General features: G+C 52.1%; 10 protein-coding genes. 1 reads left to right on the forward strand and 9 read right to left on the reverse strand.

Annotation, left to right across the window (positions count from 1 at the left end; translation table 11 throughout):
* Positions 1 to 88 precede the first annotated feature (88 nt).
* Entirely contained in the window at positions 89 to 1,690 is a 1,602-nt protein-coding gene (locus tag AC2YIT_RS20295) for a Na+/H+ antiporter (protein WP_430849393.1), read from the forward strand.
* 76 nt (positions 1,691 to 1,766) lie between these two features.
* Here the strand turns inward: AC2YIT_RS20295 and AC2YIT_RS20300 are convergent, their stop codons facing one another.
* The 9 genes from AC2YIT_RS20300 to AC2YIT_RS20340 form a co-directional block, all read right to left on the reverse strand.
* Positions 1,767 to 2,903 carry an efflux RND transporter periplasmic adaptor subunit gene (locus AC2YIT_RS20300; protein ID WP_487280380.1) on the reverse strand — a complete coding sequence of 379 codons (1,137 nt, stop codon included), beginning with the start codon at positions 2,901 to 2,903 and terminating at the stop codon, positions 1,767 to 1,769.
* A gap of 4 nt (positions 2,904 to 2,907) precedes the next feature.
* Positions 2,908 to 7,251, reverse strand: coding sequence for a CusA/CzcA family heavy metal efflux RND transporter (locus tag AC2YIT_RS20305; RefSeq protein ID WP_487280381.1), 4,344 nt, complete (start codon positions 7,249 to 7,251; stop codon positions 2,908 to 2,910).
* Between the two features lie 7 nt (positions 7,252 to 7,258).
* Positions 7,259 to 7,822, reverse strand: a complete 564-nt coding sequence (locus AC2YIT_RS20310; RefSeq protein ID WP_487280382.1) for a YceI family protein — start codon at positions 7,820 to 7,822, stop codon at positions 7,259 to 7,261.
* Positions 7,812 to 8,732: a DUF5777 family beta-barrel protein gene (locus AC2YIT_RS20315; protein ID WP_487280383.1), complete on the reverse strand. Its 921-nt coding sequence runs from the start codon at positions 8,730 to 8,732 to the stop codon at positions 7,812 to 7,814. The genes AC2YIT_RS20310 and AC2YIT_RS20315 overlap by 11 nt, the downstream gene beginning before the upstream one ends.
* A gap of 3 nt (positions 8,733 to 8,735) precedes the next feature.
* Positions 8,736 to 9,176 carry a Rieske 2Fe-2S domain-containing protein gene (locus AC2YIT_RS20320; RefSeq protein WP_487280384.1) on the reverse strand — a complete coding sequence of 147 codons (441 nt, stop codon included), beginning with the start codon at positions 9,174 to 9,176 and terminating at the stop codon, positions 8,736 to 8,738.
* A gap of 84 nt (positions 9,177 to 9,260) precedes the next feature.
* Complete coding sequence (locus tag AC2YIT_RS20325; protein ID WP_487280385.1) at positions 9,261 to 10,652, reverse strand: sensor histidine kinase; 1,392 nt, start codon at positions 10,650 to 10,652, stop codon at positions 9,261 to 9,263.
* Positions 10,653 to 10,663: 11 nt separating this feature from the next.
* Complete coding sequence (locus tag AC2YIT_RS20330) at positions 10,664 to 11,332, reverse strand: response regulator transcription factor (RefSeq protein WP_430849379.1); 669 nt, start codon at positions 11,330 to 11,332, stop codon at positions 10,664 to 10,666.
* A 133-nt stretch (positions 11,333 to 11,465) separates the two neighbouring features.
* Positions 11,466 to 14,486 carry a sensor histidine kinase gene (locus AC2YIT_RS20335; protein WP_487280386.1) on the reverse strand — a complete coding sequence of 1,007 codons (3,021 nt, stop codon included), beginning with the start codon at positions 14,484 to 14,486 and terminating at the stop codon, positions 11,466 to 11,468.
* A 58-nt stretch (positions 14,487 to 14,544) separates the two neighbouring features.
* The gene (locus AC2YIT_RS20340) at positions 14,545 to 15,177 is read right to left on the reverse strand and encodes a response regulator (RefSeq protein ID WP_430849375.1); all 633 of its coding nucleotides are present in this window, start codon (positions 15,175 to 15,177) and stop codon (positions 14,545 to 14,547) included.
* Positions 15,178 to 15,392 lie beyond the last annotated feature (215 nt).

Here is a 15,392-nt window from a genome sequence, read left to right on the forward strand (position 1 = left end):
TAATGGCAAAGACAATTGTTAAAAGGAGGCTTGCCGATCGGAAATAATTTGGCAACTTTCACGGTAAACCGACTGTGAGAGGCTTTTTATGATTGACCTGGTACCGTTTATTTTCATTGTGGCGACGCTCGCTGTCGTTTCTGTGCTGTCCGACAAAGTACGAATACCATATCCGATCCTGCTCGTTTTGGTGGGATTGGTCATCGGTTTTATACCCGGCCTTCCCCTCGTCGAACTCGATCCGGAAGTAGTGTTCCTGCTTTTCCTACCGCCGCTTCTTTTCCGGGCCGGCTGGAATACGTCGTGGCCGGCTTTCCGGGCCGCGATACGACCTATTTCGAGGCTTTCCATTGGCTTAGTCTTTCTGACGACCTGCGCAGTGGCCGTGGCCGCCCACTATTTCATCCCGGGTATGCGCTGGCCGGTTGCATTTGTGCTGGGTGCTATTGTTTCGCCACCGGATGCGGTGTCTGCGACAAGCATTATGAAAGGGACCGGGCTGGATAGGCGTGTGATCACAATCCTGGAAGGAGAGAGCCTGGTCAATGACGCCTCTGCCCTGATCGCCTACAAGTACGCGATAGCGGCGGTGATGAGCAGCACCTTTGTGCTCTGGAAGGCAGGTGTTCAGTTTCTGGTGGTAGCCGCAGGTGGTATTCTGGTAGGCACTGTGGTGGGTTATGGCTTCGCCTACATTATGAAGCGTGTCCGAAGCAATGCCATGTTAGAAGGGACGCTGTCGCTGCTCGTGCCGTTTATTTCCTATCCGGTTGCGGAGGCCGTCGGCGTGTCAGGGGTTCTGGCCGTAGTCAGCACAGGCCTTGTGACCTCCTGGCTTTCTCAGGAAATGTTTTCGCACCAGGGACGCACGCTCGTAACGTCTGTCTGGGACATGATAGAGTTTTTGCTGAACGGAGCGGTTTTTGTGCTTATCGGGTTTCAACTCTCTACCATTGTACATGATACGGTGGAATACAGCTTTGCGGATTTGATCGGTTATGGGTTTATTGTCAGTGCGGTAGTGATTCTCGTCAGGCTGCTGTTCATTGTGCCGACGGTGTATTTTACGGATATGCTGTCGACAGGCGAATACAGGGAGCGTGAATCCGGTTTTGACTGGAAGGTGGCCATTGTCCTGTCGTGGACCGGTATGCGTGGCGTGGTATCACTCGCCACTGCCATGGCCATTCCATTGGTGATGGAAAACGGAAAGCACTTTCCGTACCGGAAGTTGATTCTTTTTGTGTCCTTTGTAGTAATCCTTGTCACATTGATCGGCCAGGGGCTATCGCTACCGTATCTGATACGCAGGTTGGGGCTCCGCGGCTCGGGGCGGGAAGAGGCGGAAGAGGAAACCAGGCTGCGCCTCCTGCTGACCAACAGCTCGCTCGATTTTATCCACGATCATTTCTCCGAAAGCAAAATGAACCCGGATGTGGCCGATCAGGTGCGCAAGTTGTATGAGCTGAGAAGCAACTGGATCAAAGATAAAAAGTATGGTGTACAGCAAGACGCGCCGGGGACGGCAGATCTGCTCCGTCAGGTCGTGGATGCCCAGCTGATTGTCACACAATTCAAGCGCGATTTGCTGCTGCGGCTTCATCGGGAAGGTTCCTTTTCCGAGTCGGCGATTAAAAAAATGGAACGGGAGCTTGATCTGGACGAAGCCAGGCTTCGCTCGCATGTGTAGCCTCCCGTATGCGCACGGGCGCCTTTTGACACAGGTACCTGATTGTTCAAAAGCCCGGCCGGCGATGAAATGGCTTTTACTCGTCGGATTTGTTTTTCAAAAACATCAATAGCGAATAAGCGCCTTTCGTGACGCAACGCGTGTTTCGGAGATTACCGGGACTCAGGATTTCGGTTACACCGTTTTCGATATGGCCCGTGTGAACGGCGGTCATGGTAAATCCGTCCTTCCCAGGGATAAATATGTATTCTTTTCCTTCAAAACTGACGATGGCGTCATCGGGCAGGACGGTTGCATTGCGGGATTCCAATGCGAGCTCGGCATTCATAAATGTGCCCGGCAAAAGGTCAGGCTCATATTTTTGAAAGTGGCAATGGACTTCGGCGGTGCGCTCGAGCGACAGGTCTTTGCTGACCAGTATTACTTCACAAGCCAGCTTGCGCTCAGGCCTGGAATTGGTAAAGGCAAGTACCTGCTGGCCCTTGCGGATCTTATCGAGGTCTTTTTCAAATACTTTCAGGGCCAAATGGATATCCGATGGATTGATCAGATCAAAAAGTACCTCGGTGGGGGCCAGGTATTTGCCGATGTTGACATTGACCCGCGATACATAACCGGAGATCGGTGAATAAACATTGATACTGCGCGAGATCCGGTCGGTGCTGATCCGGTGCGGATTGATCCCCGCAAGCCGGAGTTTTTCAGCCAAAGCACTCATGGTCACCTCCTGGGCCCGGAAGTCGGATTCCGCCTGCTGGTAGGTTTTATCGCTCACCGACTTGGAGGTATTAAGGGCTTTTTGCCGCTCATACTCGCTCTGCAGGTATTTCATGCGGGCGCTGCCGGCCAGGTAGTCCTGTTGCAGCTGAATGTACTGCTGGTCTTCCAGCACGGCCAGCACCTGTCCTTTTTGCACGGGCATTCCAGGTAACAGGTTAGTTGATTTCAGATATCCGCCCAGCGGTGCGCTGACCGATACCATATTTTGCGGCGGCACGTCGATTCTCCCACTCAGACGCAGTACGGATGAAATTTGCGTCATTTTCGGAAATTCCATGGCGATTCCCGCATTGCGGACCTGTGCCGGTGTCAGTTTTGCGACATTTTCTTGTGCCGGCGATCCGACGGCAGGTTCCTGGTCGGCCGTTTTTGCTGTGCAGGAGCCAAGTATGACACCCATCGTAGTATAGAGCAGAATTTTAATATTCATCATTCGCTTATTGGCTAAGGAAATAGTCCAGTTCTATGGCATTCTGGTTCAGATTGGCGATCGTATCAAGATATTCGCTCCTGATCAATGTGGCCTGAGCGATCAGCTGGCTCCATTCCAGGTAGTTGATAGCACCTTCCCGAAGCTGGCGGGTGGCCGTGAGGACAACCAGTTCGGCATTGGGTACGGCGGAATCCCGGTAATAGCCGACGCGTTCAAGCAACTGACGGTAACCCGTCAGTGTTGCCATATAGCGGGATGCAAACTGCTGGTACTGACCTTGATATTGTTCCCTGGCGGCCTCACGGGCGAGCTCAGCTGCACGGATACGCGCTTTTTGTGCGCCCGCGAAAACAGGAATGCCTACTCCGACCTGTGCAGCCTGGAAGCGCGGCCAGCCATTGTACAGTTTATTGTCGGCGCCGGTGCCTCGCATGCTCATGTTGTTGTAGGCCAGGCTTAATTCGGGCAAGAGCCGTGCTTTCTCGACAGCAATAGCCGCGGCGGCGATGTCCTGCTGCCGGCCGGCTAACTGTACAAAGGGGTGGGATCGCAGTTTGGCCGTGTCGGCACCCGTGCGTGAAGGGAAAATAAGCGCGCCGTCATGCGGTTCGTATTGTTCGGATCCGTTCAACAGCAAATTGAATGTGATCAGCGCCAGTTTGTAATCGGTGTCCAGTTGCCTGCGTTGCTGTCTGATCTGCCCCAGCTGCATTTCAGCGCTAGTCTTTTCCAGGACGTTGGTCTCACCTCGGGCGAGGCGTTCGGTGGCGCGCGTAACGACGGTATTATACAGGCTATCGAGTGAGCCGAGAAGCCGTGCTTTTTGTCTGAGGTAAAGCAGTATATAAAACTGATGTGTGACATTACGCCGCAGATCGAGCGCCGCGGCCGACGCTTGCAGGGCGCCTGCCTCAAACTCCTGTTCCAGAAGCGAACGCTGCCGCCGGTAAACTACCGGAAGCAGCGCCGATTGGGATAATGCAAGCCGCGTATCGGTATAGGCGCTGTTGATCTGCCCCGCCTCCAGACCCACGTTGGTTTGCGGTAGGCTGACGGCAGTTTTTACAAGTGCCCGGCGGTATTCCGCCTGTAACTTTTCGCTTTTTAACTGACTATTGTCTTTCAGCGCGAGGTTGATAGCCGTTTCCAGACTGATCTCTTTCTGGGCCCGGGTCTGACCGGGTGCGAGCAAGCAAGCGGAGATCACCAGGGCACCTGCTCCTGCTTTGAGATGGAACCGGTTTTCGAAGACCATATACAGAACCGGTAAAACGAACAATGTCAACGCCGTCGCGATCAACAGACCGCCGATCACCACCGTGGCCAGCGGCCGTTGCACTTCGGCTCCGGCGCCATTGCTCACCGCCATTGGCAAAAAGCCCAGGGAGGCGACAAAGGCGGTCATCAGAACAGGGCGAAGCCGGTGGCTGGACCCTTCGAGTATAGCCTTCTGAATAGTGCTTTCACCGGCTTTGCGAATCCGGTTGAATTCGGCTACGAGCACAATTCCATTCAGTACCGCTACGCCGAATAGGGCAATAAAGCCGATTCCGGCACTGATACTAAACGGCATTCCACGCAGGGCAAGCAAGAAAATCCCGCCTATGGCCGATAGCGGGATCGCCGAGTAAATCAGCAGGCCGTCGCGCACTGAGTTGAATGCGAAATAAAGCAGTACAAAGATCAGCACGAGCGACACGGGAACGGCGATCATCAGGCGCGCTTTGGCAGCATTCAGATTTTCGAAAGCTCCGCCGTAGGTGACGTAGTAGCCAGTCGGCAGTTGCAGGTTATGGCCAACTTTGGTTTGTAGTTCGCTTACAATGCTCTGCACATCGCGCCCCGCTACGTTAAAGCCTACCACAATGCGGCGCTTGGCGTCCTCCCGCTGGATTTGGTTGGGGCCGGTGACGATGCGGATATCGGCCAGCTGCGAAAGCGGGACCTGATTCCCGTTAGGGGTAGGCACCAGCAGGTCGCGGATCTGGGCTACATTCCTTTTTTGAGCCGGATCGAGCCGGACGACCAGGTCAAAGCGTTTTTCTCCTTCGAAAACCATCCCGGTGCTTTGGCCGGCCAGTCCGGTATTTACGATGCGGTTCACGGCCCCGATAGTAAGGCCGAACTGCGCGATTGTATTTCGGTTGTACCGTATCACGATCTGCGGCAAACCCGATACCGCTTCGATGTACAGGTTCCGGGCGCCATCGACCCGATTGACAAGTTTCCCCAGCCTGGCCGCATACAATGCCAGCGTATCCAGGTTTTCTCCGAATATTTTGCAAACCACATCCTGCCGTGCACCCGTCATGAGCTCGTTGAAGCGCATTTGCACCGGAAATTGAAACCCGGCCGTCACTCCTGGCACTTCCTGCAATGCACGGCCCATTTTCTCCGAAAGCTCCGGGAACGTGCTCGCCGAAGTCCATTCACTTTTGTCTTTCAGGATCACCATCATATCGCTCGCTTCCATGGGCATCGGATCGGTAGGTACCTCGCCGCTGCCGATCTTGGTAACCACCTTTTCCACCTCGGGAAACCGGGTCTTGAGAATGCGTGCCGCTTTGGTCGTATTGGCGATCGTGGTGGAGAGGCTGCTGCCCGTGAGCACACGCGTGTCGACCGCAAAATCCCCTTCTTCCAATGCGGGTATGAACTCGCCTCCCAGCGTTGTAAGCGTAAATATTGCTGCGCAGAAAAGGAGTAGCGCGGATAGCATGACGAACCTTGGAAAACCCAGCAGTTTTTTCAGAGCGATCAGGTAACCGGCTGTAATTTTGCTCATGACGCGGTCCGACCAATTGGGCTCGTGGTTCACTTTTTTACTCAAAAACACCGCGCTCATCATGGGAATGTAGGTTACCGAGAGCAGGAAGGCGCCGAGCAAGGCAAATGCCACGGTTTGCGCCATCGGCTTAAACATTTTCCCTTCGATACCTTGCAGGGTGAATATGGGCAGGTACACGATCAAGATAATCATCTGCCCGAATACAGCGCTGTTCATCATGCGGTCGGCCGACTCGTTGACCTGCTCGTCCATTTGTGTTTGTGTGAGCCGGTCCGCGCCTGAAAATCGGGTGCTCCGGGCGATCTGGTGCATTACCGCCTCGACAATGATCACAGCGCCGTCGACAATTAGTCCGAAATCCAGTGCGCCAAGGCTCATCAGGTTGCCGCTGACGCCGAAGGTGTTCATCATGATGACGGCAAAAAGCATGGCCAATGGAATCACCGATGCCACCAGCAGGCCTGCCCTGAGATTTCCCAGAAAGAGGACCAATACAAAAACGACGATCAATGCGCCTTCCAGCAGGTTTTTCTCCACGGTCCCGATAGCATTGTTGACCATCTTGGTACGGTCCAGAAATGGTTCTATCACCACCCCCTCCGGGAGCGTCTTCTGGATTTGCGCCACGCGTTGCTTCACCGCGCTGATCACCTCGCTACTGTTAGCCCCTTTGAGCATCATTACCACGGCTCCGGAGACTTCCCCCTGGTCGTTGTAGCACATAGCCCCGTAACGGGTGGCGAATCCGGTCTTAACCTCGGCTACGTCGCGAATAAAAACAGGCTGTCCGTCGGGCAGATTCCTGACAGCGATGCTGCCGATATCTTCCAGGCTCTCCACAAGCCCCTCGCTGCGGATGTAGAGTACCGACGGCCCCTTTTCGATGTATGCTCCCCCGGTATTGGCGTTGTTTTCCTGTAGAGCTGTGAATAGGTCATTGATATTCAATCCCATGGAGAGCAGTTTCGCAGGATCTACCTCGATGGAGTATTGTTTGAGCTTACCACCGAAACTACTTACTTCCGCAACACCTTTCACGCCAAGTAATTGCCTCCTGACGATCCAATCCTGAATTGTGCGCAGCTCGGTTTCATCGTAGCGGTGTTGGTAGCCTTCCCTGGCACGTACCACATACTGGTAAATCTCGCCAAGCCCTGTACTGATAGGCCCAAGCTCGGGCGTACCGATGCCCTGGGGGATTTGCGACTGCACTTTTGCAAGCCGCTCGGAAACCTGCTGCCGTGCCCAGTACACATCCACATCGTCCTCAAAAACGATCGTGACGAGGGAAAGGCCGAAGCGCGAGAAACTGCGTATCTCTTTGAGCCCCGAAATATTGTTGTTGGCCTGTTCAATGGGAAACGTAACCAGTCTTTCGATGTCGGTCGCGCCGAAAGATGGGGCGATGGTGATTACCTGCACCTGATTGTTGGTGATGTCAGGCACGGCGTCGATGGGCAGGCGGGTGAGCTCATAGCTGCCATAACCTATCAGCGCAAGGACGAGCAGCCCTACTATAAGCTTGTTTTTGACCGAAAAGGCAATGATTTTGTTCAGCATTGAATCGCTACGGGTTTTTCTTCCCTGTGAGGACGAACTTGTTTTTGACTGAAATGGACTCGGCGATTTTGGCAAGCACCAGGGTAGGCACCTGGATATTGTGATCGGAAAGTCTCACGCTGAATTCGCAGTCCAGTGTGCATTGCCCGTGGTCGACTACCAGCTGACCTTTCAACACCCGTTTTTGCTTCACGCCGTGGATATCGAGAACGCCTTCTGCGCTCACCGGGTAAGTACCGTCCCTGCCGTAATCAATAGGCTCGCTGATCTTTCCCGTAAAGCTGGCCGCCGGGTATTTCTCGGTTTCCATATAGTTTTCATTGTAATGCTCCTGCATGAGCTTGTTTGGGAAACTGAACGCCCTGTGCTGCATACGAACCGCGATTTCTCCGCTGGCGCTGTTGAGCAGCACCGCTACGTGCTGGTTTACAGCCGAGATGTTTTCCAGGGGTGTTTCTGAGAAAAAGCTCGTCTGCCCGGTTTTGGTCATGTAAATCTGCCCACTGGCGCAGATAGCCAGCAACTGACTGGCCATCAGTAGAAATGCCAGCCTGAAAAGCTTAATATCCATTGCTGTTGCTCCGTTTTTTGCTTTTGTCGAAACTGAATGTCCTGGCGACATTGAAACCGTAGAAGATATCCCCGTTGCTCCATTTGCCGGTCGTCTGGCCGAGGAACTGCTTCTCGATCATGCCGCGCGAGTTGGTCAGGTGAAGCTGGAAAACGTGTCCGCCGGTCTCGATGTCGAAGCCCAGGGAGAGCGTGTTGGTGTATTGCGGGTCCCGCTGGGTGGTGTTTCCGATGCGCTTGGGCGTATACCAATACTCGGCATTGAACGAGGTCCGTTTCGTAAGCTTGTAGCGCCCGCCCATGCCCAGCGCATACACATTGTTCGCATCCAGTGGCTTTTCTGCCAGGTTACGGTGCATCACGGTCGGTGTGAGTTGCAGCGAGAGCTTTTCATTGAATTTCCGGGCAACCAGCGCCTGGAAGGTGTAGGTCTGGCGCTGGGTAATGGTGTAAAAAGGAAGATCGGGCGTGGAGGTACTCGCATTGTGCGCGTCGCTCGCGAAGAGCGTAACGGACACCGGCACGTTGCGCAGGCCGCTTGACTGGCGAAGCAAACGGTATTTCACAAAAACGTCGATCGTTTTTTGATAGCTGCTGCGGCCGATACCTACCATCAGCCGGTCGGTGAGGCCATATTCCAGCGCGAGGCGGATCTGGGACTCGTCCAGCCCGAAAAAGTTGCCGGCCCCGGAATTGATCGCCCCGAAGCGGTGCGAAATAATGAAGTCCATGTTATTCTTACCAACGGTTTCGATCGAATGCCCGTTGATAATGCGGGTCCCTTTGAAAGTCGCCGCAGCATAATGTACGGTCGAATCATCGGCTTGTTCCAATTCCTTCATCAGGTCTGTTTGGGCCATTGCCATGGAGGCTATCAGGCTGAAAAAGAGTACGGATGTCGTTTTGAGCATGGCTTAGGCGGTTACAGTCAGGATTTGGCCGGTAAGTGAGGTCGTGTAAACGGCTATTCCTTTCCTCCCTTCACTATTGAGGCCTTTGCCAGTATTGTCGTATTGGGCACCGTGTGCCGTGCAATAAAAATGATCGGTTTGGTAGATTACCTCGTTACGGCCTTCATGGCTGCACGTACGGGTGGCCGCTATGTAAGAGCCGGTATTGCTTCGGGCGATGACGACGCCATCCTTTACGACGTATCCGCCATTGGATTTCAGCGCCGCGTAAGCAGGGTCGTTCAGGTCGAGGGTCATGTTGGTAGGCGCTGGATTGACGCGGTCGTTGGTACATGATTGCAGGTGACTGCCAAAATAGAATGCGGCAAGTGCCGTTCCGCCAAAGCCTAGCTTGCGCAGAAAGGCATGGCGGCTCAGATTTTCAGCGTGTTTGTTGAAGTTCATGGTCGATTAGCAGGATTGACTTTGATTAATTTCTATCTGAATCAAAGGTATCCCTGCCTTTCTTAAAGGATTCTCAAGGGATTCTTAAGATTGGCTTAAGATTGGAAACGAGAGCGTAACTTCGGTGCCTTTGCCAAGTTGGCTATGAATGCTGAAATCTACTCCGAGCATTTCGCACAGGCGGTTGACGATCGAGAGGCCGAGGCCGCTCCCTTTCACTTCGGGATGCGACAGGGGCGCCGAACGGTAGAAGGCGTCGCGTATTCGATTGATGTCGCTGGCGTCAATGCCGATTCCGTGGTCAGTTACGGTATAATGGGTCGTTTCACCGGAAGTTAAGATACTGATGGCAATACGGGCCGGGCCAGAGGAATATTTGACTGCATTGGAAATAATGTTGTCCAGCATGATGTCCGTCATATACGGATCACTGTATACGACATGCTTTCCGTCGGTTTCTAAATCAACTGAAAGCTTCTTTTCGACGATTTGCTGCTGGTAGCGTACCAGCACGTTGCCAGTAAGTTCGGAAAGGTCTACGGCTCTCATGTCCATGGCCTTTTGCTGGCTTTCGAACCGGGTTAGGAGCAGAAGTTGATCAACCAGGTGGTTGATACGGTCCATTTCTGCGATGCAGAAGGAAATTTTGGAGATGTATTCATCTGCCGACCTTGGCTTTCGTATCAACACTTCCAGCGTGCCCTTAATCACGGCAAGTGGCGTACGGAGCTCATGCGAGGCGTCGGCAGTAAACCGTTTTTCCCGCCCGATGGCATTTTCAACGCGGGTCATCAGCTCGTTCAAGGTGGTGACCAGCAGGTGCAGTTCATCGCGGACGGCCGGTACCGGGATGCGGCTGCCCATATTGTCATTGGAAATCTTGCTGGCCGTTTCAATTACGGTCAGCACGGGTTGTATACTCCTGCCGGCGGTGTACCGGGTGAAAACGAACAGGATTGCCAGCGCCGCGGGGAAGGCGATTAAAAGCACGACCTTAAGATTAAAAAGCACTCTTTCCGACTCGTCAATGGGCATCGCTACGACGATATAGCCAGCCGGCCGGTTATTTTCCTTGATGGTCAGCTGTACCTGCTCGATCGCCTGTCCCTGCAAAGTGGTCTTGAAAACAGCACGATCCACTGTCGAGAAATGGAGTTTCAACGAATCATTTTTCAGGTTGGGCGACTTATCGATGACGTTTCCCGAAAGATTCGTCAGTACAACAAATACCGGATTGATTTCCAGTTCACTGTGCTCGCGTTCCAGCCATTCGGCCTTGTCGGCGAAGTAGGGGCGCCCTTCCCGGACGCCCACTTCATAGAAATGCTTTTCCAACTCGTAGCCGAGGTCTTTTTCCAGACGGTTGAAAACCGTGGCGCTGACAATGTAATAGATCAGCAAAAAAATCAGGGCCACCAGTAGCCCGGTACCGAGGGTAAAATTGAGGGCGATCCGGTTTCGGTAGGAGGAGGTCATTCGCGCATTGTTCATATTTCCTTTGCAATGTAACCCACGCCGCGAATCGTCTGGATGTAGTCTTCTTCTTTGGTGAGTCCAAGCTTTTTGCGCAGCGAATTAATGTACACGTCGATCACACCGGTGTTATACTCGAAATGAATGTCCCAAACGCTTTCGATGATCCGGGTCCGGCGACAAACCTTTCCTTTGTTGCGGAGCAGAAATTCCAGCAGGCCGAATTCTTTCTGTGTCAGCTTAATTTCCTGTGAATCCCTGAAAACCTGGTGGGATTGGGTATCGACCAGAATCGGACCCAGCCGAAATTCAACCTGTTCGCCCGAATGCGGTCGCAATTGTACTTTGATCCGTTCCAGAAGCTCCTCAAAACTGAACGGCTTTTTGATGTAATCGTTGGCGCCGGCCTGCAAACCGAACACGGTGTCCTGCACTGTATCGCGGGCGGTTAGAAAGATGATGGGCGTTCTGATGCCTTCCTTTCTGATTTCCCGGCAGACTTCGACTCCACTTTTACCGGGCAGCATCCAATCGAGCAGTATGACATCGTACGCTTCGGCGAGTGCCATTTCGAGCCCATCCAGGCCATTCGTCGCCGTATCTACCGAATACGACTCTTCCGCAAGCCCCTGCCGGAGGAAGTTTAAAATGCCGGGTTCGTCTTCAATGATCAGGATTCGCATACTATTGGGCCGGATACTACAATCAGGGTATACGAAGTAAACAAGAAGCAATGGAATAATTATCAGATTTACTCTTAAGATATTCTTAAAATGCGCTGGATAATGCTGTCCTTAGGTATTGCCTGCCACGATATCAAGCGCTTGCCGGAAAAGGCATGATACCGAAATGCAAAGCAATGGTGGTCTTGCTTCCGTCAACGACCTTCGCGTTGATTTGAATGCCCAGCAGCACGCAGAGATCTTTGACGATCACCAGGCCGATGCCTTTCTGCCCGGGATTTTGAGAGGCGTACAGCCAGTCTTCATAGGATTGGTACCTTTGGTTAAGCCAGGCGACAAGCTCAGCCGGCATGCCACCTCCGTCATCCTCGATAGTGATTTGCCTTGTCATATCTTCGTCGGCAGCTATTGTGATCGTCGATTGGGCGACTTTCAACGCATTGTCGATCAGGTTGTGAATGATGATAGAAAGCAGGTTCGGGTCGCTGTCGAAAGTGAGGTTTGGATCGATCATTGTTTTGACCTCCACTTCCCTGTGTGCGGCAATGCCGGCAAACAGCCGGGAAGTAGCGGCAACAAGGCCGGCGATGTTGACAGGCGTGATTTCCCAGCGGTCGGCGGGTGATTTGCTTTGTAATTTTATATAATCCAGGATACTCCTGGTAAGGGTATTCAGCCGCTGGGAGGTATCGAGGGTTTCGTCGCTGAGCCGGGTAATCAGCGGATCAACGGACGGTTGCCTGTGAAAATACGTATTGAATTGTTTGAGCGAAAAACCGATGTAGAGCAGGGGCGTCTGGATATCATGGTTGACTGCCGCGATGATCTGACTGATTACCCGGTAATGCCGGATCAGGTTGGCTTCGCGTTCCTTTTTGATATGGTATGCCGACCGGGACCTGACTGATATGACGAACAAGGCAAGAAGTGCCGATCCAGCCAGTAAGCGGAACCACCAGGTCTCATACCATGTGCGCGGAACACGCAGGTGCACGGTTTTGTACGTATAATCGTATGTCCCAAAGCCGGTAACTTTCCTGATTCTCAGGACATAGTTCCCATATTCGAGGCCGGGTATGGATATTACAAAATCCGGGTTAACAGATGTCCAACTCTCCGTTCGGCCGGGGCCGGAAAGGGAGTAGTACATCCGGATGTTTTTGGGATGGCCCAAATAGGGGGTCGTAACTTCCAGTCGCAGCTGCTCGAAACCGTGCGACATTTCGAGTGTGTCCGCAACCGGCATTGGTTTCCCGTCTTCCTGAGCGGAGCTAATGAAAATCCCGCGGCTGGGAAGTGCGGGTCTGACATCCTGAGGTTTAAACCAAACCAATCCATTGATAGAGGGGAGCGATACGGTCCCGTTGGCGAGGGTTACGGCGCATGGGTAGCAGCCTCCATTGAATTCATTACTCCCGAAGCCGTCGCTTTTGTCGTAAAATAGGTAGTAAATCAGGTTTCTTTTACGGTCGGCGTAGTCGACCAGTTGCTGTTTTGGAACCTGAAACAGCCCCCGGTTGGTGGTTATCCAGAAAAAGCCTTTCGCGTCCTCGATGATACAATGTGCTGTGGCTAAAAAACGGTCCTCATCCAACGGGAACGGGACTGCTTTTTCGCCTTTCAAAAGAAGAAAGCCATTGCCGTAAGTCGCGAGCCAGGTGCCTTCCTGCGTAGTGCAGGAGCTTCGGGCGGTCATGTTTTTCAGCGCTTTGATCACCTTAAAATCGCCTGTTCGGGTATTCAGCCGATAGGTGTCGCCTTCCGTAGCCAGAAGCATTGTTTCATCGCTTTCCCTGCCGATGATCTCGTAGTGGTCAATGCTCAACCTGAACCTGAGCTTTGGTACATATTGGCCATGGACTTCTTCCACCGAAAATACGGCATTGGTTTCACAACCCACCCACAACCTGCCGCCGGACTCGACACTGAGCGATTTCGCTTTCTCGGGCAGCTTGACATCGGCCAGTATTTTCCGCCCGGTCGGATCCATTTTGAAAATGTCGAATTCATACTGAATCCAGAAAGAGCCGTCGTTGCAGCGGGCCATGTGGAACCTGCTTCCGGTCTTTTCGAGGAAAGGCGCCAGTCGTTCGGGGAGAGCTTTCATTGTACCCGGCTGCGCCTTGAAGGAATACCCCTGGGAAGTGAGCACGGAAAGTCCTGTACCGGCAACCTGTGCATAATATACGTTATCGGCATCGTCGGTCAGTAGCTTATTGACGTAGAAGTCCTGCTTTCTGAATTGAAATAACCCGTTTGTGGTGCTGCCGAGAAACAGGGAGCCCGCGACCTCGTCGAAGTAAAACGAATGGATTTTGAATTTTTCCAGATCAAAATTCCGGAGGACCAGGTGCGTGGTGAGCCTTCCCGGCGCGGTCGATTTTGCAAGGTACAGGACATTGCCGACGTATAGAAATGCCTGGCGGGAGATGTTGTTCCAGAATAGCCGGTAATTGTTTTTTTTATTGGAAAACAGGTTGTTATCCAGGATTTCTCCCTCGATGGTAACTTCACGGGCCTTGAGGCCTATCGCTTTGAGATTTCCTTTTAAATCGATCGCGTAGGGATCCGGACCTATCAGCAGGAACTGGGTGAATGGTCCGTTCGATACAAAAACGCGCTTGCCAGCCTTGTAACAAGTGATGGCTGGGTTTCGCCAAATGTATGAGGTGTCATTGCCGGAGGTGACAAAATAGTGTTCAGAATCAGGGTACAGAGCATGTAGAGCGGGCAAACTAGGTAATGCGCTGTTGTACCTGAGCGGGCTTTGTGCTAGCGGCTTAAACTTCTTGTAGTATTTGTAAAAAGAGCTGTCCACTGACACTCGTCCGTTAGCCAGAATGCCCACATACTCTTTTTTATCAGACAATGCATAAAATTCCGGAGCACTACCGGTGACGGTGCCCGGAAACGGAATAAACCCTCTGAACCGGTTATTTGAAATAGGAATCAGGGATTTTTCGAAAGTCACAAACCGGCGCCCGTCGAAACGTACCAGGCCAGCCTCGGTAGTCAGCCAGATAAAGCCATTACGATCCTGGGCAATCGCTTTGACACTGTTCTGAGGAAGGCCGTTTTCGTCAGTAAATTGCTGCAACGAGTATCCCTCGGGCGCCTGCTGCGCGCTTACATACGGAGGCGCGAGCAAACACATTGCCGATAATGTGAATGCCAGTATATTTTTAGAAATACATAACCACTTAAATCGTATTTTAATCATTAACCTGAAAATACTTGGTCAGCTCGATTACATTGTTTACGCCAAGCTTTTCGAAAATCTTGGATTTATAAATACTGATCGAAGAGGAAGAAAGGCTCAATTGCTCGCTGATATTTTTGGTAGACTGTCCTTTTACCAGAAGTTGAGCAACATCGAGTTCCCGTTCCGACAGTTTTTCGGTTACATTTTCGCGCGTCGCTTTCGAACCCAGCAATTTGGCAAACGCCTGTTGCATCACTTCAGAACTTGCGTAAGTCCGGCCGCTGAGCACATGGTCTACGGCTTTGATAAAATCGTCGTTGATCGCCGTTTTGGATATATAACCATTTGCACCTGCCTTTAAAAACGGCACTGCATAAAGCTGCTCATCGTAACTCGAACAAACCAGGATCGGGAGATCAGGCTGCCTGAGCCTGACCGAATGTACCATGGTAACCTTATCACCGCCGGGCAGATTGATGTCCATGATCAGCAAATCAAACTTTCGTTTTTCGAGCATGGCGATGGTCTTGTTGAAATCGCTGGTGCAAGTAATTACTGCCTCGGGTTTATGTGCCATCAAAAGAAATTGAATACCCGCCAGAATCAACGGATGATCTTCTGCAATGATGATCTGAATATTCATGTGTGAAAAGAAATAGCTGTCGCCGGAACCCTGTGACAAGTATAGGGAAAATCAATGATAGTAGTTATTCGACATGCTGTTAAATTTTTTAAATATAATTCATGCATTTGTTTAATAGACGATTAAATTTTTGATAGTGACCCTACTGGTTACACGTAATACTTTTGTCTGACTCCTAGCAGGAAGTGATACGTCGATGAAGGCATATCAGACCA

The sequence above is a fragment of the Dyadobacter sp. SRI_021 genome (assembly GCF_057586235.1).